Origin of the sequence: Deferribacter desulfuricans SSM1, from assembly GCF_000010985.1 — a bacterium.
GTDB lineage: Bacteria > Chrysiogenota > Deferribacteres > Deferribacterales > Deferribacteraceae > Deferribacter > Deferribacter desulfuricans.
Window position 1 is genome coordinate 349,822 of the sequence record NC_013939.1, and the last position, 25,378, is coordinate 375,199.

The following is a 25,378-nucleotide window of genomic DNA, read 5'->3' on the forward strand; positions in this document are numbered from 1 at the left end:
AAAGCGGGTTTCAGATTATAAATTAATTGGGGTAAAATTTGAAAGTGAGATTGGATGAAAAAGAGATTACTATAATTAAAGAGATTATAAAAAAATATGATCCTGATGCCAAAATATTGATTTTTGGAAGTAGAGCTGATTTATCAAAAAAAGGTGGGGATATAGATATTTTAGTTATATCACAAAAGATTGATTATAAAACAAAAAGAAATATCAGGGTTGAGTTAATTCTTGCATTGGGAGAAAGAAAAATAGATATCGTATTTACTGATGATGTAGAAAAAACAGAATTTATTAAATATGCTTATGAAACTGGTGTGGAAATATGAATACAGAAAGAGCTATAAAAATTTTATGTGATAATATATATCTTTTGATAAAGAACGTAGAATGGTTACAAAAATCTTATAATAAAGCCTTGAAGTTAAATCTCAATAAAGAAAATTTAGGAGAAGAAGATTTGGAAATTCTAGAGACATTATCAAATCGCTTTGGTAGGACGGTGGATATTTTAATAAACAAAGTGTTGCGCAGTCTTGATGTAGTAGAATTAGAAGATATTAGTAGAAAACTTGATATTGTTATTAGAGCTGAAAAAAGAGGATTTGTAGATGATTATAGGCTGTTAATTGCTTTGAAAGACTTGAAAAATGAATTTGCTCATGAATATATACAAGAAAATTTAATTAAAAAATTTAAAGAGATAATTGAGCAAACACCTTTTTTGATGGATGTTGTTGAAAAAGTTTATCCTTATGTAAATATAAAGAAATATTGCGAGCAAAATGATAAAGTGATAAAATATTAGCATGACAACAGTTATTCGGTAAACGATTATCGAGTAACGATATTATTGGGGGGCTAAATAAAATAGGGGGATGCTATGAAGAAACTATTATTTCTAATGATTTTCATCTTTATTACATCTGTTTTATTTGCAAAAATAAACATAAATACTGCAACAAAAGAGGAGTTGATGAGTTTAAAAGGTTTAGGGGAGAAAAAAGCTGAGGCTATCATAGAGAGGAGGGAGAAAAAACCTTTTGATAGTATTGAAGAACTATTAGAGATAAAAGGTATAGGTAAGAGGTTTTTGGAGAAGAACAAAGACAATATTTGCGTAGGCTCTGATTGCTAATTTCATAAAAAGAGCCCCCCATTTTTTATAACTTTGGATTAAAAATGATCGAAGAAAAGATAAATTTAATTAAAAATGAGTTGAGGATGTTGCACAATAGATTAACATGTTGATAATTATCACAATCAAGAGATTGCTTCGTCGCATTCGCTCCTCACAATGTTCAATGTTGATAGTTGTATAGGTTGTAGAGGTTGAAGAGGTTAAAGATGTTGTAGAGGTTGAAGAGGTTATATAGGGTGAAGGATGAGTAAAGGGTGGAATGGTTTAATAGTTTGGCAGAAGAGCCATTCTATTGTTTTGGAAATTTACAAATTGATAAAAAGTTTTCCAAAAACTGAAACTTATTCTTTAGTGGATCAAATCAAAAGAGCAGCCTATTCAATACCTACTAATATTGTTTGCCCTGTGGAATAAGATGTTTTATTATGTATATGTATTACAAAGTGAGAAAGATAAAAAGTTTTATGTTGGATATACATCTAACTTAAAAGAAAGAATTAAAAAATATAATGCTGGTGGTGTGAAATCAACGCAAAATAGAAGACCATTAAAATTGATCTATTTTGAAGGATGTTTAAACATAGATGATGCTTTGAGAAGAGAAAAGTATTTGAAAACTACTTATGGTAAGAGATATATAAAGAAAAGATTAAAAAATTATTTAATTGATATTTTTTAGTATTTTTATTCCACAGGGTAAAGGACATTCAAAAAATACAAAAAAAGAATTTTTAAGATACCTTTATATAGCTCGTGGTTCTTTGGAAGAGCTAAGATACTTCCTTTTACTTTCAAGAGATTTAGGTTTTATAACTGATGTAAATTATGTATATTTTGAAGATAAGTTGACTGAGATAAGCTACCTTCTCAATAAACTTATCAAATCCTTATCTTCTAAAAACCATTAGCCCTTCTACAACCTCTAAAACTTTTACATTGAAACGTAGAACGTAGAACCTTTATTTGTTAATTCCTGCTTGACATTTTTAATAATGTTTTTATAAACTCAAACTGTTATTTCATGATTGGGTTGTATTGGGGAGGAATTTGTTATATTATATACACAAGTAAGCTAAACAGTAAAATTATATGTTAGAAATGTGTTATTGTACTCTAATCAGATACTTTTTTAAGCCACTCTGAGAGGTGGCATTGGCGGTAGCCTGCCCTGAGAGGCCGTGAATGGGTGAACAGTGAATAGTGAACGGTGAGTAGTTTAGTAGTGGAGTGATATAGTAGTGAAACTCAACTACTTGCCCACTCACTCCATAACTCTCCTACTCTACCACTAAACTAGTAAACCACTACGCCACATAGGTGGTGGGAGATAGAGTATGAATATTATAAGAATGGAAAAAATTGAAGATTTAATCATTGAAATTAGAGGTGAGAAAGTATTATTAGATAGCGATGTTGCTAAAATTTATGGAGTAGAGACTAAAAGAGTTAACGAGGCTGTAAAAAATAATCCAGAAAAATTTCTAAAGGATATATTATAGAACTTACGGAAGAAGAAAAAAAGTATGTGGTCGAAAATTTCGACCATCTTTCTCAATTGAAGTTTTCCCCTTATGTCCCTAAAGCTTTTACCGAAAAAGGGCTTTATATGCTTGCAACTATTTTAAAAAGCAAAAGAGCGACAGAAGCTACAATTGCCATAATTGAAACTTTTACGAAAATAAGGAATTTAACCAAAAATCTTAAAGCCCTTTCAATAATTACGGATAAACAAATATGGGATAAGAAAAAATTAAAAAAGTAGTTAATTATTGGTTAGTTTGTAGTTAGTTTTGGTTAGTTGATTGTTAGGTGGTGATTGGGGAATGTATGAGTAGAAATTGGAATGAGCTGGTTGCTTGGCAAGAGAGCCATAATTTTATTTTAGATATTTATAAATTAACATCAAAACTTCCTAAAGAAGAAGTTTATGGATAGGTTTCCCGAATACGCAGAGCTGCAAACTAACAATTAACTAGTGATGAACTAACCTCATGACTAATTTCACATTTTTATGATGAACCAGGACATTCTCCATTGTTTTACGGACTTGCAACAGTAGTATATATAGATATATTAAAAAGTGATTGCATTGGAATTCAGAATGCAAGGCCATCCATTTAGCTTGTTTATATTTATAGGATTAGAAACTTCAAGTCCAGTTTACAGACAGAGTGCGTCTATTGGTAGAGGAGGAGTTAAATAAATGGGTATTTACTGGAATATCAAGAAAAACAGTGATATTGATGAGGCCACCATGATAGAACACACACTGAAATACGGTGATCTTGATGATATAATAGAGTTGTTTAAAAGAATTAATAATAACAAAATAAAGGGAATTTGGCTAAAAACAATGGCTCCTGACAAGAGGTTTTTAAAACTTAACCTTATGGTAGCAAGAATCTTTTTTGATATGGATGTTGAAAAGGATTATTTTGAAGGCTTGGATAATGCAAGGTTTAAAGTTAGAGTGTCTGTTAAATAGTACGAAGGAAATTTTGTTAGAACTCATAAAAAACGATTATATGAGAAATTTTGTTTTGGTGGATGGTAGTGCGTTAACATTATATCTTTGTCACAGGTTCAGTGAGGATTTGGATTTTTTTACTTATCAAGATAACAACTTCCAAATAGAAGAAGTGTTCAAGATTATCAATAATTTTAACAACAAAGAAATAGTAAATATTAGCAACGATCAGATTGATGTAATGATTAATGGTGTAAAAGTTACTTTTTTTAATGCGAAGTGGCACTTTTTAAAACCAAAAGAGATAAGGAACTTCAATGTAGCCACACTGGAGCAGATCGCAATAATGAAGATAAATACACTTTTTTAAAGGGCGAAATATAGAGACTATTATGATTTGTATTTCTTAGCACACCATTTTAGTTTGAAGCAAATCTTTGAACTATCAAAAGATATTTTAAACGGTATAAACTTGAAGCTTTTTATAACGGCTTTAACTTTTATTGATGATATAGAAGACGAAAAATTGGACTATCTAAAACCGGTAAAAAAGCTTTCATTGAAAGAAATCAGGGATTTTTTTGAAGAAAAGATTAAGAAAGAATTTCTATAAATGAAAGGCTCTTAGTGATAAAAATTTGCTTGAAAGCAAAAGTATGAAAGTAAAAGATAAAAGCACAAAAGATGGTTTTTGTAATAACTTTATTTTGATGAGAGTTTAAAGAATAAAATGATTATAAATGTTGCTCAGAATATCACTTCAAATGGACATTGTTATAACAAGCATGTGCAGAAAGTTTTTTAAGACGATAAAAATAGAATTTATAAATTTATACAGTTTTCAAGATGTGAGTCGTGGAATGAGATAAAAAATGGTATTTTTGAGTATATTGAGTGTTTTTATAATAGAAAGAGACTGCATTCAAAAATAGGTTATCATACTCCAAATGAAAGATATGAAAGGTTTTATGAGTTAAATAAAAATATTGCTTAACTTAATGTCTACAAAAAGGTTGCAATTCCACTTAACACTAATATAGAACATTGAACATTGAACCTTGAACCTTGAACTTTTTCTGAGGAGTTTCAAATGTGTGGTATAGTTGCTTATAAAGGTGTAAGAAATGCAATTGATGTGTTATTTGAAGGGTTAAAACGATTAGAATATAGGGGTTATGATTCTGCAGGTTTAGCTTTTTTTGATAATAATTCTTTGTAAAGTATTAAAAGTGTCGGAAAATTAGTTAATTTGGGTGAGAAAATAAGCAATATAGGTGTAAATTGCTCATTAGGTATAGGGCATACAAGATGGGCGACACACGGTAAGCCATCAGATGAAAACGCTCACCCACACAAATCCAAACGAATTGCTCTTGTCCATAATGGTATAATAGAAAATTACTTACAGTTAAAAAATGAGCTTATCGACAAAGGTTATGAATTTTCCTCTGAAACTGACACTGAGGTAATAGCTCATCTAATTGATAGCCTATATAAAGATAACCTTTTTGAAGCTGTCAAAAACGCAATAAAAAAATTAAAAGGCTCCTATGCAATAGCCGTAATTTCTGAAAATGAACCAGATAAAATAGTCGTGGCAAGATATGATAGCCCACTTGTCATAGGGGTTGGCGAAAATGAGATGTTTGCAGCAAGCGATATCCCTGCTGTGTTGAGTTATACAAGAAAGTTTATCTTTTTGGAAGAAGGGGATGTGGCAACACTCACAAAAAACTCTGTCTATATTGAAAATAACGGCAAAGAGGTAAAAAGGGAGATAAAGGTTATAGACTGGAATCCTGTGATGGCAGAAAAGGCCGGATACAAACACTTTATGCTAAAGGAGATTTATGAGCAGCCAAGAGCAATCATAGATACAATAAGAGGGAAATACTCATTAGAAGAAGGTGAAATCTATTTCGGTGAAGTGGATTATGAAACAATAAAAGATATAGAAAAGATAACTATTGTGGCCTGTGGTACTAGCTGGCATGCAGGTCTTGTTGGTAAATTTTACATCGAAAATTTTGCAAAGATACCAGTAGAAGTAGATATAGCATCAGAATTTAGATATAGAAACCCTATCGCTACAAATAAAACCCTTTTGATCCCCATATCTCAATCAGGGGAGACTGCAGATACAATAGCAGCTCTCAGGATGAGTAAAAAGATGGGTGCGAAAGTTGTATCTATTTGCAATGTGGTGGGCTCCACAATAGCAAGGGAATCAGATGGAGTAATTTATACCCATGCTGGTCCAGAGATAGGTGTAGCATCAACAAAAGCTTTTACCACCCAGCTTGCTTCATTATTTCTTTTTGCATTATTCCTTGGTCAAAAGAAAGGGGTATTAGAAAAAAGTGAAATAAAATCTATTTTAAACGATTTGATACAACTACCAGAAAAGATTGAAGAAGTTTTAAAACATGACAAACAGATAGAGGATATAGCAAAAGAGTTTGTAAGATATAAAAACTTTTTATATCTTGGAAGACATTACAATTATCCAATAGCCCTTGAAGGGGCTTTAAAATTAAAAGAGATTTCGTATATTCATGCTGAGGGTTACCCTGCAGGAGAGATGAAACATGGCCCAATAGCTCTGATAGACAAAGAGATGCCAGTATTTGTGTTGGGGACAAAATCCAGGGTATATGACAAGATACTTGCAAATGTTGAAGAGGTAAAGGCAAGGGATGGGATTGTGATATCCACTGTTACTAAAGGGGATAAAGATATCATATCCAAATCTGATTATAGTTTTATACTGCCAGTCACATTAGAAGAGCTTACCCCATTTTTAAACTCAATAGTAATTCAGCTTTTTGCATACCATGCGGCTAATCTGCTTGGGCTTGATGTGGATCAGCCAAGAAATCTTGCTAAAAGTGTGACGGTAGAATGAAAAAATTAAATGTTATTGAAAGTTAGTGATTAATATTTTATATAAAAGTAAGGAGAAAAAATGAATATTTTAGAGTTGATTGGAAGAGATTCTGAATTATTTAAAGTAGATATAGAAAAAAATGAAAAGGAACTAGCAAATATTATAGGATTTTCATCATTTTTAGTAATAGGAGGAGCTGGAAGTATTGGTAGTGCGGTAGTAAAAGAGATTTTTAAAAGAAATCCTAAAAAACTTCATGTTGTTGATATAAGTGAAAATAATTTAGCAGAACTCGTAAGAGATATAAGAAGTTCATTAGGATATATAGATGGAGAGTTTAAAACTTATACAATAGATGTAGGAAGTGTTGAATATGATGCACTTATAAAAGCAGATGGAAAATATGATTATGTATTAAACTTAAGTGCTTTAAAGCATGTAAGAAGTGAAAAGGACCCATTTACTTTAATGAGAATGATTGAAGTTAATATATTAAATACGGAAAAGACTTTAATTCAATCTATTGAAAATGGTGTAAAAAAATATTTTTGTGTATCAACTGATAAAGCTACAAATCCTGTTAATATGATGGGTGCTAGTAAAAGAATTATGGAGCTTTTCTTAATGAGAAGAAGTTTAGAAATACCTGTTTCTACTGCAAGATTTGCAAATGTAGCGTTTAGTGATGGAAGTTTACTTTACTCTTTTAATAAAAGGCTTGAGAAACAACAACCGATTGTAGCTCCAAAAGATGTAAAAAGATATTTTGTAACACCAAAAGAAAGTGGTGAGCTTTGTTTAATGAGTACTATTTTTGGTGAAAATAGAGATATATTTTTTCCAAAATTAAGCGATAAACTTCATTTAATAACATTCGCTGAAATTGCAATAAAGTATCTTAAAATGAAAGGATATGATCCTTATATTTGTGAAAGTGAAGAAGAAGCAAGAAAACTTGTAAAGACTCTTCCAAAAAAAGGAAAATGGCCTTGTCTATTTACAATTAGTGATACAACAGGAGAAAAAGATTTTGAAGAGTTTTATACAAATGATAATATCATTGATTGGGATAGATTTGAAGGAATTGGTATTATAAAAAACAAACCGATTTACGAGAAAGAAAAATTGAATTATTTTATAAAAAGAGTTGAAGAAATGAAAAAAAAATTAGAATGGAGCAAAAGAGAGATTGTAGAACTTTTTGAATATATGTTGCCAGAATTTTATCATCTTGAGAAAGGAAAGTATTTAGATGATAAAATGTAAAAAGATTATAACTTTTATAAAAGAGTTGTATAAAAAAGATGTTGTAGGTCTTCATGAGCCTGTTTTTGTAGGTCATGAAAAAAAATATGTTTTAGATACAATTGAATCTACTTTTGTTTCTTCTGTAGGTGAATATGTAAACGAATTCGAAAGAAAAATTGCAGAATATACAGGAGCAAAATATGCAATAGCAACTGTTAATGGAATTTCTGCCTTGCACATAGCCTTACTTTTATCTGGAGTAGGAGAAAATAGTGAGGTAATAACACAACCTATTACATTTGTGGCTACCTGTAATGCTATAAGATATTGTGGTGCTGAGCCTGTCTTTGTAGATGTTGATTTAGACACTCTTGGTATGTCTTCTGAAAGTTTAGAATATTTTCTGAAAAAATTTGTTGAATTTGATAAAAATGGAAATCCAATAAACAAAGAAACAAAAAGAAAAATAACAGCTTGTGTTCCTATGCATACATTTGGACATCCTGTTAAAATCGACCAAATAGTTGAACTATGTAAAAAATATAACATACCGGTAGTTGAAGATGCAGCCGAAAGTCTTGGAAGTTTTTATAAAAGTAAACATACAGGAACGTTTGGTAAATTAGGTATTTTAAGTTTTAACGGAAACAAAATTATAACAACTGGTGGCGGAGGAATGATTTTAACTAATGATGAAGATTTAGCAAAAAGTGCAAAACATCTTACAACAACAGCAAAAGTCCCCCATCCTTATGAATATTTTCACGATGAAGTTGGATACAATTACAGAATGCCAAATTTAAATGCTGCTCTTGGGCTTGCTCAAATGGAAAAACTTGAAATGTTTATAAATATAAAAAGAAAAATAGCACATGAATATAAAAACTTTTTTGAAAATTTAGGGATACAATCTTTTACAGAACCTGAATATAGTCGCTCTAACTACTGGCTCAATGCAATATTTTTGAAAAGTAAAACCGAAAGAGATAAATTTTTAGAAATAACAAATAAAAATAAAGTTCAAACAAGACCTGTATGGACATTGATGTATAAACTTCCTATGTATGAAAATTGTTTTAAAATTGATACTACAAATGCTGAGTATATAGAAGAAAGAGTTGTAAATATACCAAGTGGAGTTAATGTATGAAAAAAGTAGCAATCTTTGCAAAAAAAAGAATAGGTTTAATAGATATCATTAACCATATTAAATTATATACAAAAGAAATTGATTTATTTATAGGTGATATTAATAACCCTTTTCCTGAAGAAGCTAAAAGAAAAATTTATGATTTGGTAATTTCATATTCTTCTCCTTGGATAATTCAAAAAAAGGTTTTAACTAACACGAGGGATTATAATATAAACTTTCATCCTGGGCCACCTGAGTATCCAGGTATAGGTTGTTATAACTTTGCTTTATATAATAATGAAAAATTATATGGAGTAACAGCTCATATTATGGAAGAAAAAGTTGATTCAGGAAGAATTATTAAAGTTAAAAGATTTCCTATTTTTGAGGAAGATGATGTCGAGTCTTTAATAAATAGAACATATATATTTATGCTAGAATTGGCAAAAGAGGTAATTGATGATTATTTTGATGATTATTCTTTAAATTTTACAGATGAAAATTGGAAAAGAAAACCCTATACAAGAAAAGATTTTGAATTTTTAAGAAAAATAGATATTTCAATGGATAAGGGGGAAATAATAAGAAGATTAAAAGCAACTACATATAAAGATTATCCATCTATTTACATAGAACATCATGGATTTATCTTTGAATATAAAAATAAAGCAAAGAGGTAATATGTAATGAAAACCTTCATTATAGCAGAAGCAGGTGTCAATCATAACGGAAAACTAGATTTAGCTAAAAAACTTATAGATGTAGCTGTTGAAGCAGGGGCTGATGCTGTCAAGTTTCAAACATTTAAAACTGAGGAAGTTATTAGCGAAATTGCACCTATGGCAGAATATCAAAAGAAAAATATAGGTGAAGAAAAACCCCAAATAGAAATGGTAAAAGAACTTGAGCTTTCATTCAATGATTTTGAAGAGCTTAAAACTTATTGTGATAGAAAAGGAATAAAGTTTTTATCTACTCCTTTTGATATAGAAAGTGCAGGATTTTTAAAAGATTTAGGACTAGAAATATTTAAAATACCATCAGGAGAAATAACAAATTATCTCTTATTAAGAGAAATAGGAAGTTATAGAAAAAAAGTTATACTTTCTACTGGTATGGCAGAATTAGGAGAGATTGAAGATGCTTTAGATATTTTAATGGAGAATGGAACAAAAAGAGAAGATATAACTGTTTTACATTGTAATACCGAATACCCTACACCTATGGAAGATGTAAATTTGAAGGCTATGCTTACTATAAAAGAAGCATTTAAAGTAAATATTGGATACTCAGACCATACACTTGGAATAGAAGTTCCAATTGCGGCTGTAGCTCTTGGGGCTTCAGTTATAGAAAAACATTTTACACTTGATAAAAATTTACCTGGACCAGACCACAAAGCAAGTTTAGAGCCAAATGAATTAAAAGCTATGGTCAAAGCAATAAGAAATATAGAAAAAGCATTAGGAAATGGAATTAAAAAACCTTCAAAAAGTGAGTTAAAAAACAGAGATATAGCAAGGAAATATATAGTTGCAAAGCGAGATATGAAAAAAGGAGAAATATTATCAGAAGAAAACTTGACAGTTAAAAGAACAGGAAAAAAAGGCATATCCCCTATGAGATGGGGTGAAATAATTGGCTTAAAAGCACCAAGAGATTTTAAAAAAGGTGAAATTATTATGGAAGGAGGAAAAGAGTAATGCAAGATAGGATACAAGATATTATTATTCATTCATTGAAAGAATTAAACGAGGAATTAGAAAAAGTAGAATTAGAAAATCCAACAATTGAGACAAGATTGTATGGGGTAGATGGAGTATTAGATAGTTTGGCATTAGTAACATTGATAACAGATTTAGAAGAAAAAATATCCGAGGAATTTGGGAAAAATATAACTTTAGCTGATGAAAGAGCTATGAGCCAAAGAAGATCACCATTTAGGGATGTAAAGAGTTTAGTAGAGTATATAGAAATTCTTTTGAAAGAGGAAAATGATGAGTAAAGTTTTTATAATTACAGGTACAAGGAAAGGGATAGGAAGAGAGTTAGCAAATTATTATCTGGATAAAGGATATGTCGTAGTTGGATGTAGTAGAGGAGAGAGTTCAATAGAACATAAAAACTACAGGCATTATTCATTAGATGTTTCAGATGAGAGTAAAATTATTGAGATGATAATAATGACGAAGAAAGAATTTGGGAAAATAGATATTTTGCTTAATAATGCAGGGATTGCATCAATGAATCATATAATAACAACACCATATAAAACAGCTCAGAACATATTTTCAACAAACTTTTTTGGGACATTTCTTTTTCTAAGAGAAGTTGCAAAAGTGATGGTAAAACAAAGGTGGGGAAGAATAGTAAATTTTACAACAGTTGCAACTCCACTTAGATTAGAGGGTGAAGCGATGTATGCAGCAAGTAAAGCTGCTATAGAAAACTTAACGCAAATAACAGCCAGAGAATTAGCAGATTTTGGTATAACAGTGAATGCGTTAGGCCCAACACCAGTTCCAACAGATTTGATAAAAAATGTTCCAAAAGAAAAGATGGATGCTTTACTTAATAGACAAGCTATAAAAAGATTTGGTGAATTCAAAGATATAGTAAATGTTATAGATTTTTTTATTGATGAAAGGAGTGATTTTATTACAGGACAGATTATATATTTAGGTGGGGTAAATGGGTAGTTGGCTAATAGAAAAGTTCAAAGATTTTGATTCAAAAATTGCAATTTTATACAATGATAAAAAATATACTTATAGAGAACTTTATGAAAAAATAAGGGAATTTCTAAGTTTTTTTCAGGGAAAAAATATAAAAAAAGGTGAAGTAGTAGCATTATTAGGAAATTATTCATTTGAAAATTTAGCTTTACTTTTAGCTCTAAAAGAGAACAAAAATATTATTGTTCCTATAACTTCAACTAAAGAACATGAAATTCAAGAAAGACTTAAAGAAGGAAATGTTGATAAAGTATTAAAAATAGAAAATAGTTTAATAAAAGTTCAAGAATTAGATAGCAATGAAAAACATCTACTAATAAAAAAACTACAAGAAAAAGGAAAATCAGGACTTATTTTGTTTAGTAGTGGAAGCACAGGGAAGCCAAAAGCAATGATCCACGATTTTGATAACTTAGTAGATAGCTATGAAGGAAGGAAAGAAAAGAACATAAATACATTAATTTTCCTATCCTTTGATCATATTGGAGGAATAGACACCATCTTTAGACAGTTTTCTATAGGTGGAACCATTACAATTCCCTATAGTAGATCTCCAGATGCAATTTGCAAAGTAATAGAGAAACATCAAGTAAATGTATTGCCAGCATCTCCAACTTTTTTAAACTTACTTTTGATAAGTGGAATATATAAAGAGTACGACTTAAGTTCATTAAACATAATTGCTTTTGGTGCAGAACCAATGCCAGAATATTTATTGAAGGAATTAAAGAAAACTTTTCCAAAAGTTAATTTTCAGCAAAAATATGGAACAAGTGAAACAAATGCTGTAAAAGTGATTAATAAAAATAATAATGGGTTATATATAAAAATAGATGACCTAAACATAGAGTATAAAATAGTTGATGATGAATTATGGCTAAGGAGCAAAACTCAGATATTAGGGTATCTAAATGCACCAATGGATAGTTTTACAGAAGATGGGTGGTTTAGGACAGGGGATTTAGTTGAGGTTAAGCAAGATGGATATTTAAAAATAATAGGTAGAAGTAAAGAAATTATCAATGTAGGTGGAGAGAAAGTATTACCACAAGAAGTAGAGAATGTTATTTTAGAATTAGATGAAGTTGTAGATGTAATGGTTTACGGAGAAAGTAATCCAATTACAGGGCAGACAGTAGTAGCAGATATAGTATTAAAAGACGGAATAGATAAAAAAGAAGCCAAAAAATTGATAAGAAAACATTGCCGAAGTAAGTTAGACAATTATAAAGTACCTACAAAGATTAATTTTGTAGAAAAAATTAGTTTTGGAGATAGATTTAAAAAAATTAGGAGAAAAAGTTGATAACTTATATGTTATTAACAAAAATAGAAGATAAATATAAAATAAAAGGATTTTTTCAAGAGTTTTTTTATAAGGTTTATTCAAAGATTTTAGATGACTCCATTTGGGAACATCAATTCATTCACTCTCCATATGATGATTCGCCTTTATTTTTAGCTTTTGATGATAAAAAAATAGTAGGCTCTGCTCTTATGATAAAACATAAAATTCTATTGAATAACAAAATATATAATTATTATCTTTTTACAACATCTGCAATAGATCCAAATTATAGAAATAAAGGAGTTTATTTAGAACTATTAAATATGCAAAAAAAATATGCAAAGGACACAAAAAAGGATTTTATTTTAGCCTTTCCTAATAAAATAGCATATAATGCTATTAAGATACTCGGTGGATTTAAAGATGTTTCACAAGAAAAGATAGTAAAAACAAATATTAATAATATAAATTTAAATAGCTTTTGTAACCATATTATAGAAGATAAAGAATTTTTAAGATGGAGATTTGAACATAAAAATTATAACTTTATAAAAATAGATGAAAAAATATTGGTAGTAAAAAAATATAAAGATTCCTTTGATATATTGTCTTCACTTTATATAGATAGTATAAATAATGATGTGATACCAAGTAATAAATTTATTAATATAAATAACTTAAAAAGCTGTCATGTATTAGAGAAACATACTATTAATAAGAACTTAAACCAGTTTATAAATTATTATAATGCAACTATTTATTTGATAAATAATAAAATTGACTTTAATAAAAATAAAATGTGTATTAATTTGTTAATGTCGGATGTGTTCTGATGAAAAAGAAAAAAGTTTTAGCTTGTACATCTATAAGATCAGATTATGATTTATTAAGTCCTTTATATAAATTACTACATGAAGATAATGAAATAGACTTTAGAATTTTAGTTAGTGGTGCACATTTATCTCATCAACATGGATACAGTATTGAACAAATAAGAAAAGATGGGTTTGAAATATTGTTAGAAATAGAAACATTACTAAGCTATGATACTAAAATATCAAGAGTTAAAACTGCTAGTTTGCTTTTACAAAATAGCTTAGAAACTATTGCTAAATTTAATCCAGATTTAATTATATATGCTGGGGATAGGGAAGATACATTAGTTTATGCTATGATTGGAGGATATTTAAGAATTCCTACTATTCATTTTTATGGTGGAGATCATGTGAAAGATGGATACATAGATAATCCTGTAAGACATGCAGTTTCTAAATTATCAACAGTTCATTTTGTAGCTATTCAAGAACATAAAAAAAGGTTAATTAGAATGGGAGAACATCCAAAAAGAATATTTGTAGTAGGAAATATAGCATTAGATAGATTCCTTTTTTTCAAGGAATTAAGTAAAGCTCAAATAAAAGATAAATTTAATATAAAATTCGGATTTGATAAATTTGCTTTAGTTATTTTTCACCCTATTGTCCAAGAAGAAGATAAATCCCATATTTATTTTGAAAATATTTTAAAAGTATTGAAAGAAAAAAATATATGTGCTTTTGTTAGTTATCCGAATACAGATCCAAATAATCATAAATTGATAAATATTATTAATCAATATAAACAACATCCTAATTTTATATTTTATAATAATTTGGAAAGAGATTTATTCTTAAGTATATATAAGAATGCAGAGTTTATAATAGGTAATTCATCTTCAGGAATTTACGAAGCAGCAAGTTTTAAGATTCCCGCAATAAATATAGGAATGAGGCAAATTGGTAGATACTGTAAAGAGAATGTTATATTTTCTAAAGGTGATTTGTATAGCATAAAAAAATCTATTGAGAAAGCCACTTCTGAAAATTTTTTAAAGATTGTAAGAAAAATTTCAAATCCTTATGGAGACGGTAAAAGTGCATTTAAAGCATATAATTTAATTAAAAATATAGATTTTAAAACTATAGTTGACAAAAAAGAGGATCCTTTGGAAATACCTATGGAGGATAACGCATTTTATGAATAATATTTTAATTATTTCCCCACACCCTGATGATGAAACTTTAGGTGCTGGAGGGAGTTTGCTTAAGCATAAGGATAATGGAGATATTATATACTGGATAAATATAACAAATATAAAAGAAGAATATGGGTATTCAAAAGAAAAAGTAAAAAAGCGAAATGAAGAAATAAAAAAAGTAATTGAATCTTATGAATTTAATGATTTTTTCGATTTATCATTAAAGCCAACTTCTTTAACAGAAAATGATATACCATTTATTGTAACTAAGATATCTTCTATTTTGGATAAAATAAAACCTAATATACTATATATTCCTTTTTGGAATGATGTACATTCAGATCATAGGGTAGTTTTTAATGCTTTACAACCATTTTTTAAATCTTTTAGATATCCTTTTATAAAAAAAGTATTAATGATGGAAATAATAAGTGAAACTGATAACCAATTTAAAGAAACATTTAAGCCAAATGTTTTTGTTGATATATCAGATTTTATAGATAAAAAAATTGAGATTATGAACATTTACCAAAGTGAACTGGGAGAACATCCATTTCCAAGAAGTATAGACAATATACTGAATCTTGCATTTTACAGAGGAAGCCAATGTAATTATCAATATGCTGAAAGTTTTATGCTTTTAAAAGAGGTTTTAGATTGAAAAACTTAGAGAAAGTATTGATAGAAAAAAAATCAAGTGCAATATCAGCTTTAAAACAATTGAATGAAAGTTCAACAAAAGTTTTAATAGTTATTGAGAATTTAAAAAGTAAAAAGTTAGTGGGGACAATTACTGATGGGGATATAAGAAGGCATATTTTAAAAGCCGGTTTTATAGAAGGAAATGTTTATGATGTATGTAATAAAAATCCAATTTATATAATCAAGGATAAGTTAGATAAAGAAATAATAAAAAATCTAATCTTAAATAAAAAATTAGAACTTATTCCCGTGGTTAATGAAAAAAACGAGGTTATAGATTATATAGAATGGTCTGATTTTCTTAAAGAGAAAGATTTCATAGATATTCAACAGATAGATGAAAAAATTCCTGTAGTCATAATGGCAGGTGGTAAAGGGACAAGAATGAAGCCATTTACAGAAGTCCTACCAAAACCGTTAATACCTGTGGGGGATAAAACAGCTGTAGAGTTAATAATTGATGAGTTTAGAAAATTTGGATTAGATAATTTTATTTTTACATTAAATTATAAAGGGGAAATTATTGAAGCATATTTTAATACAATAGAGAAAGACTATAAAACTGATTTTATTTGGGAAAAAGACTTTTTAGGAACAGCAGGAAGTTTAAAATTTTTAGAAAATAAAGATATAAAAGATGATTTCATTGTATCTAATTGTGATATTTTGATAAAGGCAAATTTTAAAGAAATACTAGATTTTCATAAAAAAAATAAAGCAGTTTTAACATCAGTTACATCAATCCAACACTACAAAGTCCCTTACGGAGTTGTTGAAATAAATAGTGGTGGTAAGATAAAAAAAATAATTGAAAAGCCTGAATATACATTTCAAATAAATACAGGAGTTTATATTCTAAATAAAAAAGCATTAAAATATATACCTGAAAATAAATATTTTGATATGCCCCAGCTTATAGATAAACTTATAGAAAACAAAGAAACAGTTTTAGCGTATCCAATAAAAGAAAAAGATTATATTGATTTAGGACAATGGGAAGAGTACAAAAAAGCATTAAAAATATTTGAGGAATTTAGAAATGTATAAAGATAAAACAATTTTAGCTATAATTCCTGCAAGAGGTGGAAGTAAAAGGTTACCAAATAAAAATATTCTTCCTTTGGCAGGTAAACCTTTAATATCGTGGACTATAGAGGCTAGCTTAGGTAGCAAATTTTTAGATAAAATCATAGTAACAAGCGATAGTGATAAAATTTTGGATATAGCAAAAGAATATGAAGTTTTGACTATAAAAAGACCAACGGAATTAGCAACAGATACTGCTTCTACTATAGAGGTTGTAGAACATGTTTTATCAAATATTGATAAAAAGTTTGATTTTATAGTTCTTCTGCAACCAACTTCTCCACTAAGAACTGCTAAACATATAGATGAAGCTATAGAATTTTTATTTGAAAAAAATGCAGATGCAGTTATAAGTGTTTGTGAAGTTGACCATTCCCCGTTATGGTGTAATACTTTACCTGAAGGTCTTGATATGTCCAATTTCCTTTCAGATGATATAAAAGGTAAAAGAAGTCAGGACTTACCTAAATTTTATAGAATAAATGGGGCTATTTATATTTGTAAAACAGAGAAATTTTTAGAAGAAGATACATTCTTTATAAAAGATAATATTTATGCTTATATTATGGATAAAATGAGTTCTATTGATATAGATGATGAGTTTGATTTAAAATTGGCCGAAATCCTGATGGAAGGATAAAGAAGTTGCTCATCTGATGAATTTAGCTTATAAAATTCTCAACTCTTCTCTATTTAAGGCTTCCGGTATTTATACAATTGTATCTATTATAAATGCCGTTATTCCGTTTTTCCTTTTACCGGTTTTGACAAGATATCTTTCTCCGGAAGACTATGGAATTGTTGCTATGTTTTCATTGATTGTTTCTATCATTGGAGTTTTTACCGGACTAAGTGTTCATGGAGCCATAAACAGGGTATATTTTGAGAAAGATATAAATTTCAAGGAGTATGTAGCAAATTGTATATTTATACTCTTTGGTAGTTCTGTTTTAACATTTTTAATTGTTTTTTTTATAAGGGATTTTATATCAAATATTTCCGGTGTTCCTGAAAATTGGATTTTAATAGCAGTTTACGTATCTTTTTTTCAATTTTTGATTTTATCCAATTTAGTAATTTATCAAGTAAGAATGAAAGCCAAAGAATATAGTTTTATTCAAATAGGACGAAGTTTATTAAATGTTATACTTACAATATTTCTGGTTGTAATAATTGGACTAAAATGGGAAGGAAGATTATCAGCTCAAATATTAGCTACTTTTATTTTTGGAATTTTTTCGTTTATAATACTACATAAGTCTTGGACTGAGTGGAAAATCAATAAATATTATATTAAACATGCTTTAAAGTTTGGGGTACCTTTAATTCCCCACACGATAGGTGGAATGTTAATAGTAGCGACAGATAGATTTGTAATTATGAATACGTTAGGATTGAAAGAAGCTGGTATCTATACGGTGGGGCTTCAAATAGGTATGATTATACAACTTTTTACAGATGCTTTTAACAAAGCTTATGTTCCATGGCTTTTTGAGAAATTAAATCAGAATGATTATAAAGCGAAAATTAAAATAGTCAAATTTACTTATTTTTATTTTGTGGCTATTATTTTGTTTGCTTTAGTTGTTGGCTTACTGGCTCCTTTTTTGATTAAGATTTTAGTTGGAAAGTCTTTTTATGAGTCTTCATCCGTTGTTTTATGGATAGCGTTAGGAGGAGCGTTTAAGGGAATGTATTATATGGTTACGAATTACATATTTTATTCATATAAGACGTATATTCTTACTTGGATAACACTTTTTTGTGGATTGATAAATATACCTATAACTTTTTCTCTTACAAAAAATTTTGGTATTATAGGAGCCGGCATGTCTTATAGTTTAGTACTTTTTTTATTTTTTATATTAACTTTTATTATTTCTATTAAGGTTTATAAAATGCCGTGGATGTTGTTATTTATTAGATTGCGTAGATGAAAATTTTTATGGAAATATGGAAGAATTTGGTATTTCAAATATTTTGATGAAATTGGGAAAAAGGAGATTAAATGTCTACTTTAATTTTGGGATCTAAACCAAATCCTCAGATAACAGTTAAAAATTATAAAAATATTATATATATTAATGGAAGTATAGAGAATGATTTAAATCTTAAAGGATCTAAAATTTATCATATATTGAGCAGTATGATTTTATTTGAAAATACAGAGTTGGCAGTATTAGCTAGAAATAGATTAAAAAATAAGACTGTGGATTATATTATAATGTTAGATATATATAATTTTCCTATTGAACAATATAAAAAAAGGTTAGATGACTTAAATTATATTTATCAGTATTTTGAATTTTATAGTATAAAAGATTTTGAAAAATGTTTTTCTCCTTTTAATGATATTCAATATTGGAAAATGTTCTTATTAAAACTATTTGACAAAGAGTATAGCTTTAAAGAAAAAATAGAAACTTTAAAATATTATCTCCGAGGAAGAAAACATCTATCGAGTGGGTTTTCTGCTATAATGTATGCAATAAATAATTTTAATTTTCCTATATATGTTGCAGGATTTTCTAGGAAAAAAGGAGGGTATAAGTATAAAAGGAATAATGTTAGGAGAGGACATGAACTGCAAGATTTTATTTTTTTTTCGCTTTTACAACAAAGTAATTTTAAAGAAAAATTAATTTTTTTGGATTATAATGATGAATATTAGACAAGTTCATTTATATTATATACTAGCTATAATTTTTTTTATTTCTTTTTTTCTGCAAAGGTTTGCTTTTAAAATAGGATTTTCTCTAAAATGTTTTATGATTATAGCTATTTGGTATAGCGTATTATTTTTAAAAAATATTAAAATAAGCTTTAATACTTTTGAAAAAATATTGTTTTTATTTTTTATTTATTCTATTACAATAACTGTATTTACATCTTATTATATTGAAAATAGTATAAGATTAATTTTGGGTATTATATTAATTTCTGTAATATATATTCTTTCCAAAAACATATTGTGTTTTCTTTTGCAAAAAGGAATTTCTTTTAAGAAAGTTATAATTATAACAGCTTTGATTATTAATTTGGTTGCATTAATTCTTTATATTATAGGAATTTATGAAATTGGTAATAATTTTATTTTGTATGAAAGAGAAAGAGTATATGGAGTATTAATAGACAGAGCAATACCAAGATTAATAGGTACCTTTAGTGATCCAAATTTTTTTGTATTAGCTAATACTTTTTTTTTCTATTATCTTTTATTTATGAAAAAAAATTTATTTGAAAAATTAACTTTTATAATTATAGTTATAAATATAATATTGACGTTTTCTAGGGGAGGAATTATATCATTAAGTATCGTTTTAATTATTTATTTTGTTGTTAACTTAATAATAGTTATTATAAGAAATTTTAAAATTAAAAAATTTTTTTTAAAACATTTGTTTTTTTTTATTTTTTTAGTTGGAATAATTGTATTTTTAATAAATGAGGATACTCTTTTCAAGGAAATGTTTATTAAAAGAATAAACTCATTATCAGAAGGAAGTGGAAGACTTGAAATATGGTTGCATGGTTTGAATTTTTTTTATAATAATTTTTTATTGGGGATAGGTTTGTATAATTTTTTACCTTATAATATACATTATTATAATAATTATCATTATATGCATAATACTTATTTAGAAGTATTAGTTGAAACTGGAATAGTAGGATTTATATTATATATCTTATTTCATATTTTTTTATTAATTCATATATTAAAAATGTATAAAATTAATAAAAATTATATTATTATATTGTTAAGTTATTTTTCATTATTTTTGCAGATGTTTTTTTTATCTTCATTAATAAATGAAATATGGTTCTTATTTATAGCTTATATAAGTGTAAAATATAAATATTTATCAAAAATAAAAAATGAAAATGAAAGTAGATAAAATAAAAAAAAGTTTAGTAGAATGTGATATACAGTCTAAATTTAAAATTTTAGTTTCTACTACTGATGATAAATTTTTAGAAAGAAAAAACACTCCTGATAGCAAGTATCTAATAATTAATCAGTTAATAAAAAAAAATAAAAGTCAGTATAATTATGATAATATGTTTATTTTTAAAGAAAAGGGTTTATCTAGAAGTCGTAATAGTGCTATTGAATTATGTGATAGTGAGATAGTCTTAATAAGTGATGATGATGTTCAATTTATAGAAAATATAGAAGAAATTGTAGCAAAAGCTTTTATGGAAAACCCTGATGCTGACATAATAACATTTCAAGTACTGACTCCTGATGGAAAGTTATTTAAAAATTACTCCCATCATAAATATTGGCACAACATTAGAACATTAATGAAAGTATCCTCAATAGAAATTGCTTTTAAAGCAAAAAAAATTAAAAATCTGGGTATTAAATTCGATGAGAATTTTGGACTGGGAAGTATTTTTCAAACAGGGGAAGAATTTATCTTTTTAACGGATGCATTAAAAAAAGGCCTCAAAATCTTATATTTACCTATTCCTATAGTTATTCATCCAAAAGAGAGTTCAGGTGGTCGTTTTAATGATGAAAATCTTATTAAAGCAAAAGGAGCAATGTTTTATAGAGTATTTGGTTTTTGGTCTTATTTAATTTCTTTATTATTTGCAATAAAAAAACATAAATTATCCGATAAAAGTATATTTGAATTTTATAAAATAATGCTCAATGGTATAAAAGAATATAAATATTTAAAGAATAATAATGAAATATAATAATTTAATTTCAATAATAACTCCATCATATAATTCAGAAAAATTTATATCTGAAACAATTAAATCAGTATTAACCCAAACTTATCAATATTGGGAGATGATAATAGTAGATGATTGTTCTCCTGATAATTCGAATAAAATTATAGAAAAATTTTGCAGAAAAGATAATAGAATAAAGTTAATAAAATTAGAAAGAAATAGTGGGCCAGCTATAGCAAGAAATAGAGGGATACAAGAAGCGAGGGGGAGATATATAGCATTTTTGGATGCAGATGATTTATGGAAACCTGATAAGTTAGAAAAGCAGTTAAATTTTATGGCAGAAAATAAGTTATCTTTTACATATAGTTCTTATGATTTAATAGATGAAGATGGCAGATTTTTAGGTACATTTAAAACCAAAGAAACAATAAGTTATGAAAGTATGTTAAAAACTTGTAGTGTCGGATGTCTAACTGCAATTTATGATACAAAAATTTTAGGCAAGATGTTTATGCCAAATATATTGAAACGACAAGATTACGGACTTTGGTTAAAAATACTGAAAAAGATAAGAACTACAAAAGGTATTATTGAACCTTTAGCGATTTATAGAATCAGAAAGGATTCAGTCTCTTCAAATAAATTAAAGGCTGCTCTATATCAATGGAAAATATATAGAGATGTTGAAGAGTTAAGTTTATTTAAAAGTTTGTATTACTTTATAAACTACGTATATTATGGTATTAAAAAGTATAAATAATTTATATAATTTAAATTATTTGAAATAAGGTATTTAACAAATGGTTAAAATTATTTTAGGTGCTTTTTTTATTTCGTTAATAGTTAGTGTTTTAATAATTTTGTTATTTCAAAAAAGTTTTAATATTGGTGAGGATTACTTTGAGGGGCCGCAGAAGTTTCATGATAGGCCGACGCCAAGGATTGGTGGAGCTGGTATATATATGGCTTTTTCAATTGTAATTTTCTATTTATTGATTTCAAAAAATTCAAATATTTATTTGAAGTTTTTTATCTCTTCATTACCTATTTTCTTTTTTGGTTTGTTAGAGGATATTACGAGGAAAGTCTCACCAAAAGTTAGGCTTTTTGCAGCGGTTTTATCTGGATTATTGGCTTATTTTTTGATTGATGCTTATTTGCCAAGAATTGGGATACCTTATATTGATAGTATTTTTCAAATTAAGCTGATTGCTATTGTTTTTACTATTATTGGCATAGCTGGTGTGGTAAATGCTATAAATATCATTGATGGTTATAATGGCCTTGTATCAGTAGTATCAGTCATTATTTTTTTAGCACTTGCTTATGTTGGGTATAAAGTACATGATAAGTTTGTATATACTATTTGTTTTTTGATGATAGGTGCTATTGCTGGTTTTTTCTTTTGGAATTATCCTTTTGGGAAGATATTTTTGGGGGATGGGGGTGCATATTTTATAGGATTTACTATTGCTGTTTTATCTGTAATGCTTGTCAAAAATCACCCTCAGGTATCACCATGGTTTCCACTTTTAGTTGTAATTTATCCAGTCTTTGAAACTATTTTCTCTTTTTACAGGAAGAAAATTTTAAGAAATCAATCTCCATTTAAACCTGATGGTTTTCATTTTCATATGTTAATTTATAAAAGAGTTGTACCATTTGTATTTGATATCCATCGCAGTGAAAAACTTATGCGTAATTCTGCCACATCCCCTTTCCTCTGGCTCATTTGCTCTCTTGGAGCTATTCCAGCTGTTTTCTTCTGGCAAAATACACCTGTTCTCATAATATTTACCATTCTTTTTTGCATTTTTTATATCTGGCTTTATAGAAGTATTGTAAGGTTTAGGTTTGGGAAAATAATAAAAATGTTGAAACGTTGAAAAGTTTAAACGTTAGAACGTTGGAACGTAATAACGTTAGAATGTGCGAATGTTTAGTTCAACTTATAAAATCTTTAGCCTCTAAAAACCGTTAGTCCTTCTACAACCTTTAAAACTTCTAAATCAGAACGTTGAAACGTTAGATCGTGTGAACCAGAAAACAAGGCACTTTAGGTCAGATCAAGTTGGTCAATAACAAAAAATTTATACTATCCACCAAGAATTACTTAACAGAAACTTAAAAATAATATTTTAAACACTTGCATTTAGCTGTTTAAGAAAATATACTATAGATAACTATTGTGTTCTTATAACTGATATTTAAAATTATATAATTTTACTATTTGTAAAAGCTAAATGTTTAGAGGTGCAATATGAAAACTGAAAAGTTGTTTTCAGAAATCGAATCTCTTCCCTTAGATTTAAAAGTAAAATTGGTAGAGAAGATATTATTAAGTATAAATCCAATAGAAAAAGATATTGATAAATTGTGGGCAGAAGAAGCTGAAAAAAGATTAAAAGAGATCGAAACTAAGAAAGAAAAACTCATTTCAGAAGAAGATATTTTTAAAGAGATTTATAAAAAATAAAATGAAAGTATCTTTCCATCCTGAGGCTAAGAAAGAGCTTTTAGAAGCGATAAATTATTATAACGAGTTTAATGACCAGTTAGGATTGGAGTTTGTTAAAGAGTTTTATTCAGCAACAGAAAGAATAAAGTTGTTTCCTGGTGCATGGTCAAAACTTTCAAATAACACAAGAAGGTGTCTATTAAATAGATTTCCGTATGGCATTATCTATACTGTTAAAGATGAGCAAATTATAATATTGGCAGTTATGCAGTTAAACAAAAAACCAAAATTATTGGAAAAACAGGGAATAATAGCCTTTTATTTAATATAGTATAGGGAACAATTGGAAAGTTGGAACGTAAGAACGTTAGAAGGTTAAAACGTTAGAATGTTGGAACGTTGAAACGTAAACCGTGATTCGGGAATCGAATACCGGTAATCGGGAAACGTGAATCGGATAACGAATATCGTTAACCGTTGAAAGCTTGAAACGCTGAAATGTTAAAACGTTTTAGTATTGCGAGTGTGGTTAAATATATCGCAAAACAGTCTTGATTATTATGTAAATTGAGTTAATTTTTAAAATATATATTTAATTATAAAAAAGGTAGAAAAATTTATGGAAGAAATTGTAAAAAAATTGCAGAAAATACGCAGTTTTCTAGAAAAAGAATATTTCGTAAAGAATATTGCATTGTTTGGGTCTTATGTCAGAGGTGAACAAGATGAAAGTAGTGACCTTGATATTCTAGTAGAATTTTATAAAACACCTACTTTGATACAATTTTTGAGATTAAAAAATTTTTTGTCAGATTATTTAGGTGTCAGAGTAGATCTAGTTATGAAGCAGTCTTTAAAACCAGTTATTGGTGAAAAAATACTCAAAGAAGCTATATCAATATGAAAAAAGGAAGACTTTATATAGATTATTTAATTGATATTAAAGATGCCATAGAAAAAATAGAAATTTTTGTTTCAGATACTAATATTGATTGTTTGGAAAAAGATGAGAAAACTTTGTTTGCTGTTATTAGATGTTTTGAAATTATTGGAGAGGCTGCTAAGAAGGTTGGTGAAGAAATAAAATGTAAATATACTAATGTCCCTTGGAGAGAGATTGCGGGTATGAGAGATATATTAATTCATGAATATTTTGGAATAGAAGTTGAGGTTATAAAAGAAACGCTTAAGAAGGATTTAGTTTTTCTTAAAAAGAATATAATTGAAATATTAGAAAAAGAAAGGAATAAGTAAACTATTTAATAATGATATAAGTTTTGAAAAGTTAAAAAGTTATATAGTTGAAACGTTGAAACGTTTAAACGTGCAAATGTTAAAACGTTAGAAAGTTAGAACTTTATGTCAACTTATCAAGTCCTTAATTTTTAAAAACCGTTAGTCTTTCTACAACCTTTAACACTTCTACAACCTCTAAAGCTTTTTAAAACGTGAAAACGTGTACATAAGGATTGGTATTGTATTTAATATTTGACAACTTGCATAAAAAAGTGTAAAATTCAATTAACAA

The 25,378-nt window shown here is 27.8% G+C and carries 33 protein-coding genes and 2 pseudogenes; all 35 read left to right on the plus strand.

All coding sequences use genetic code 11. The features are described from left to right. The first annotated feature begins 38 nt into the window (after positions 1 to 38). The 35 genes and pseudogenes from DEFDS_RS01785 to DEFDS_RS01945 all read left to right on the plus strand — a co-directional run bounded on the left by DEFDS_RS01785 (position 39) and on the right by DEFDS_RS01945 (position 25,104). Positions 39 to 329, plus strand: a complete 291-nt coding sequence (locus DEFDS_RS01785; RefSeq protein WP_013007103.1) for a nucleotidyltransferase domain-containing protein — start codon at positions 39 to 41, stop codon at positions 327 to 329. Continuing rightward, on the plus strand, positions 326 to 808 hold the full coding sequence (locus DEFDS_RS13120) for a hypothetical protein (RefSeq protein ID WP_013007104.1): 483 nt from the start codon (positions 326 to 328) through the stop codon (positions 806 to 808). Before DEFDS_RS01785 ends, DEFDS_RS13120 begins: the two co-directional genes overlap by 4 nt. A gap of 75 nt (positions 809 to 883) precedes the next feature. Further along, a complete protein-coding gene (locus tag DEFDS_RS01795) occupies positions 884 to 1,138 on the plus strand; it encodes a ComEA family DNA-binding protein (RefSeq protein WP_013007105.1) in 255 nt (84 codons plus the stop codon). Positions 1,139 to 1,384: 246 nt separating this feature from the next. Further along, entirely contained in the window at positions 1,385 to 1,555 is a 171-nt protein-coding gene (locus tag DEFDS_RS12875; RefSeq protein ID WP_084742497.1) for a four helix bundle protein, read from the plus strand. A gap of 1 nt (position 1,556) precedes the next feature. Continuing rightward, on the plus strand, positions 1,557 to 1,820 hold the full coding sequence (locus DEFDS_RS01800) for a GIY-YIG nuclease family protein (RefSeq protein WP_013007106.1): 264 nt from the start codon (positions 1,557 to 1,559) through the stop codon (positions 1,818 to 1,820). After that, positions 1,807 to 2,049, plus strand: a complete 243-nt coding sequence (locus DEFDS_RS01805) for a four helix bundle protein (protein ID WP_050742499.1) — start codon at positions 1,807 to 1,809, stop codon at positions 2,047 to 2,049. Before DEFDS_RS01800 ends, DEFDS_RS01805 begins: the two co-directional genes overlap by 14 nt. Before the next feature lie 441 nt (positions 2,050 to 2,490). Then, positions 2,491 to 2,903 (plus strand): annotated as a pseudogene (locus tag DEFDS_RS13360) (ORF6N domain-containing protein). Positions 2,904 to 2,968: 65 nt separating this feature from the next. After that, positions 2,969 to 3,076 carry a four helix bundle protein gene (locus DEFDS_RS12885; protein WP_041223814.1) on the plus strand — a complete coding sequence of 36 codons (108 nt, stop codon included), beginning with the start codon at positions 2,969 to 2,971 and terminating at the stop codon, positions 3,074 to 3,076. A 268-nt stretch (positions 3,077 to 3,344) separates the two neighbouring features. Next, positions 3,345 to 3,626 (plus strand): hypothetical protein, encoded by a 282-nt coding sequence (locus DEFDS_RS01820; protein ID WP_013007107.1) that lies wholly within the window; start codon positions 3,345 to 3,347, stop codon positions 3,624 to 3,626. 13 nt (positions 3,627 to 3,639) lie between these two features. Next, on the plus strand, positions 3,640 to 3,978 hold the full coding sequence (locus DEFDS_RS01825) for a nucleotidyl transferase AbiEii/AbiGii toxin family protein (protein ID WP_153801454.1): 339 nt from the start codon (positions 3,640 to 3,642) through the stop codon (positions 3,976 to 3,978). Positions 3,979 to 4,005: 27 nt separating this feature from the next. Then, the gene (locus DEFDS_RS01830) at positions 4,006 to 4,221 is read left to right on the plus strand and encodes a hypothetical protein (protein ID WP_041223554.1); all 216 of its coding nucleotides are present in this window, start codon (positions 4,006 to 4,008) and stop codon (positions 4,219 to 4,221) included. Between the two features lie 219 nt (positions 4,222 to 4,440). Beyond that, positions 4,441 to 4,602 (plus strand): IS3 family transposase, encoded by a 162-nt coding sequence (locus DEFDS_RS13125; RefSeq protein ID WP_407919196.1) that lies wholly within the window; start codon positions 4,441 to 4,443, stop codon positions 4,600 to 4,602. Between the two features lie 96 nt (positions 4,603 to 4,698). After that, positions 4,699 to 6,513: pseudogene (gene glmS / locus DEFDS_RS01835) on the plus strand (glutamine--fructose-6-phosphate transaminase (isomerizing)). A gap of 60 nt (positions 6,514 to 6,573) precedes the next feature. After that, positions 6,574 to 7,761 carry a UDP-N-acetylglucosamine 4,6-dehydratase gene (locus DEFDS_RS01840; RefSeq protein WP_013007109.1) on the plus strand — a complete coding sequence of 396 codons (1,188 nt, stop codon included), beginning with the start codon at positions 6,574 to 6,576 and terminating at the stop codon, positions 7,759 to 7,761. Continuing rightward, positions 7,748 to 8,893 (plus strand): LegC family aminotransferase, encoded by a 1,146-nt coding sequence (locus DEFDS_RS01845; RefSeq protein WP_013007110.1) that lies wholly within the window; start codon positions 7,748 to 7,750, stop codon positions 8,891 to 8,893. The genes DEFDS_RS01840 and DEFDS_RS01845 overlap by 14 nt, the downstream gene beginning before the upstream one ends. Continuing rightward, positions 8,890 to 9,555, plus strand: a complete 666-nt coding sequence (locus DEFDS_RS01850) for a formyltransferase family protein (RefSeq protein ID WP_013007111.1) — start codon at positions 8,890 to 8,892, stop codon at positions 9,553 to 9,555. The genes DEFDS_RS01845 and DEFDS_RS01850 overlap by 4 nt, the downstream gene beginning before the upstream one ends. A gap of 6 nt (positions 9,556 to 9,561) precedes the next feature. Beyond that, complete coding sequence (neuB, locus tag DEFDS_RS01855) at positions 9,562 to 10,578, plus strand: N-acetylneuraminate synthase (RefSeq protein WP_013007112.1); 1,017 nt, start codon at positions 9,562 to 9,564, stop codon at positions 10,576 to 10,578. Next, on the plus strand, positions 10,578 to 10,880 hold the full coding sequence (locus DEFDS_RS01860; RefSeq protein ID WP_013007113.1) for a hypothetical protein: 303 nt from the start codon (positions 10,578 to 10,580) through the stop codon (positions 10,878 to 10,880). Before neuB ends, DEFDS_RS01860 begins: the two co-directional genes overlap by 1 nt. Then, positions 10,873 to 11,574 (plus strand): SDR family NAD(P)-dependent oxidoreductase, encoded by a 702-nt coding sequence (locus DEFDS_RS01865; RefSeq protein WP_041223557.1) that lies wholly within the window; start codon positions 10,873 to 10,875, stop codon positions 11,572 to 11,574. The genes DEFDS_RS01860 and DEFDS_RS01865 overlap by 8 nt, the downstream gene beginning before the upstream one ends. Beyond that, positions 11,567 to 12,916 (plus strand): ANL family adenylate-forming protein, encoded by a 1,350-nt coding sequence (locus DEFDS_RS01870; RefSeq protein ID WP_013007115.1) that lies wholly within the window; start codon positions 11,567 to 11,569, stop codon positions 12,914 to 12,916. Before DEFDS_RS01865 ends, DEFDS_RS01870 begins: the two co-directional genes overlap by 8 nt. A gap of 8 nt (positions 12,917 to 12,924) precedes the next feature. Continuing rightward, the gene (locus DEFDS_RS01875) at positions 12,925 to 13,731 is read left to right on the plus strand and encodes a GNAT family N-acetyltransferase (RefSeq protein WP_153801456.1); all 807 of its coding nucleotides are present in this window, start codon (positions 12,925 to 12,927) and stop codon (positions 13,729 to 13,731) included. After that, positions 13,731 to 14,921, plus strand: coding sequence for a UDP-N-acetylglucosamine 2-epimerase (gene neuC / locus DEFDS_RS01880; RefSeq protein WP_013007117.1), 1,191 nt, complete (start codon positions 13,731 to 13,733; stop codon positions 14,919 to 14,921). Before DEFDS_RS01875 ends, neuC begins: the two co-directional genes overlap by 1 nt. Next, on the plus strand, positions 14,914 to 15,576 hold the full coding sequence (locus tag DEFDS_RS01885) for a PIG-L deacetylase family protein (protein ID WP_013007118.1): 663 nt from the start codon (positions 14,914 to 14,916) through the stop codon (positions 15,574 to 15,576). The genes neuC and DEFDS_RS01885 overlap by 8 nt, the downstream gene beginning before the upstream one ends. Further along, the gene (locus DEFDS_RS01890) at positions 15,573 to 16,664 is read left to right on the plus strand and encodes a nucleotidyltransferase family protein (RefSeq protein ID WP_013007119.1); all 1,092 of its coding nucleotides are present in this window, start codon (positions 15,573 to 15,575) and stop codon (positions 16,662 to 16,664) included. Before DEFDS_RS01885 ends, DEFDS_RS01890 begins: the two co-directional genes overlap by 4 nt. Next, entirely contained in the window at positions 16,657 to 17,343 is a 687-nt protein-coding gene (locus tag DEFDS_RS01895; RefSeq protein ID WP_013007120.1) for a cytidylyltransferase domain-containing protein, read from the plus strand. Before DEFDS_RS01890 ends, DEFDS_RS01895 begins: the two co-directional genes overlap by 8 nt. Before the next feature lie 16 nt (positions 17,344 to 17,359). After that, entirely contained in the window at positions 17,360 to 18,640 is a 1,281-nt protein-coding gene (locus DEFDS_RS01900) for a lipopolysaccharide biosynthesis protein (RefSeq protein ID WP_013007121.1), read from the plus strand. 71 nt (positions 18,641 to 18,711) lie between these two features. After that, positions 18,712 to 19,374 carry a hypothetical protein gene (locus DEFDS_RS01905; RefSeq protein WP_013007122.1) on the plus strand — a complete coding sequence of 221 codons (663 nt, stop codon included), beginning with the start codon at positions 18,712 to 18,714 and terminating at the stop codon, positions 19,372 to 19,374. Between the two features lie 97 nt (positions 19,375 to 19,471). Continuing rightward, positions 19,472 to 20,599 (plus strand): O-antigen ligase family protein, encoded by a 1,128-nt coding sequence (locus DEFDS_RS01910; RefSeq protein ID WP_161595850.1) that lies wholly within the window; start codon positions 19,472 to 19,474, stop codon positions 20,597 to 20,599. Continuing rightward, complete coding sequence (locus DEFDS_RS01915) at positions 20,580 to 21,410, plus strand: glycosyltransferase (protein WP_013007124.1); 831 nt, start codon at positions 20,580 to 20,582, stop codon at positions 21,408 to 21,410. The genes DEFDS_RS01910 and DEFDS_RS01915 overlap by 20 nt, the downstream gene beginning before the upstream one ends. Continuing rightward, positions 21,400 to 22,152 (plus strand): glycosyltransferase family 2 protein, encoded by a 753-nt coding sequence (locus DEFDS_RS01920; RefSeq protein WP_013007125.1) that lies wholly within the window; start codon positions 21,400 to 21,402, stop codon positions 22,150 to 22,152. Before DEFDS_RS01915 ends, DEFDS_RS01920 begins: the two co-directional genes overlap by 11 nt. Positions 22,153 to 22,192: 40 nt before the next feature. Then, positions 22,193 to 23,278 (plus strand): glycosyltransferase family 4 protein, encoded by a 1,086-nt coding sequence (locus DEFDS_RS01925; RefSeq protein ID WP_013007126.1) that lies wholly within the window; start codon positions 22,193 to 22,195, stop codon positions 23,276 to 23,278. A gap of 374 nt (positions 23,279 to 23,652) precedes the next feature. After that, positions 23,653 to 23,868, plus strand: a complete 216-nt coding sequence (locus tag DEFDS_RS01930) for an addiction module protein (RefSeq protein WP_013007127.1) — start codon at positions 23,653 to 23,655, stop codon at positions 23,866 to 23,868. Position 23,869: 1 nt separating this feature from the next. Then, positions 23,870 to 24,181 carry a type II toxin-antitoxin system RelE/ParE family toxin gene (locus DEFDS_RS01935; RefSeq protein WP_013007128.1) on the plus strand — a complete coding sequence of 104 codons (312 nt, stop codon included), beginning with the start codon at positions 23,870 to 23,872 and terminating at the stop codon, positions 24,179 to 24,181. Between the two features lie 288 nt (positions 24,182 to 24,469). Continuing rightward, positions 24,470 to 24,754 (plus strand): nucleotidyltransferase family protein, encoded by a 285-nt coding sequence (locus tag DEFDS_RS01940; RefSeq protein ID WP_013007129.1) that lies wholly within the window; start codon positions 24,470 to 24,472, stop codon positions 24,752 to 24,754. Then, positions 24,751 to 25,104 (plus strand): HepT-like ribonuclease domain-containing protein, encoded by a 354-nt coding sequence (locus tag DEFDS_RS01945; protein WP_013007130.1) that lies wholly within the window; start codon positions 24,751 to 24,753, stop codon positions 25,102 to 25,104. Before DEFDS_RS01940 ends, DEFDS_RS01945 begins: the two co-directional genes overlap by 4 nt. Positions 25,105 to 25,378 lie beyond the last annotated feature (274 nt).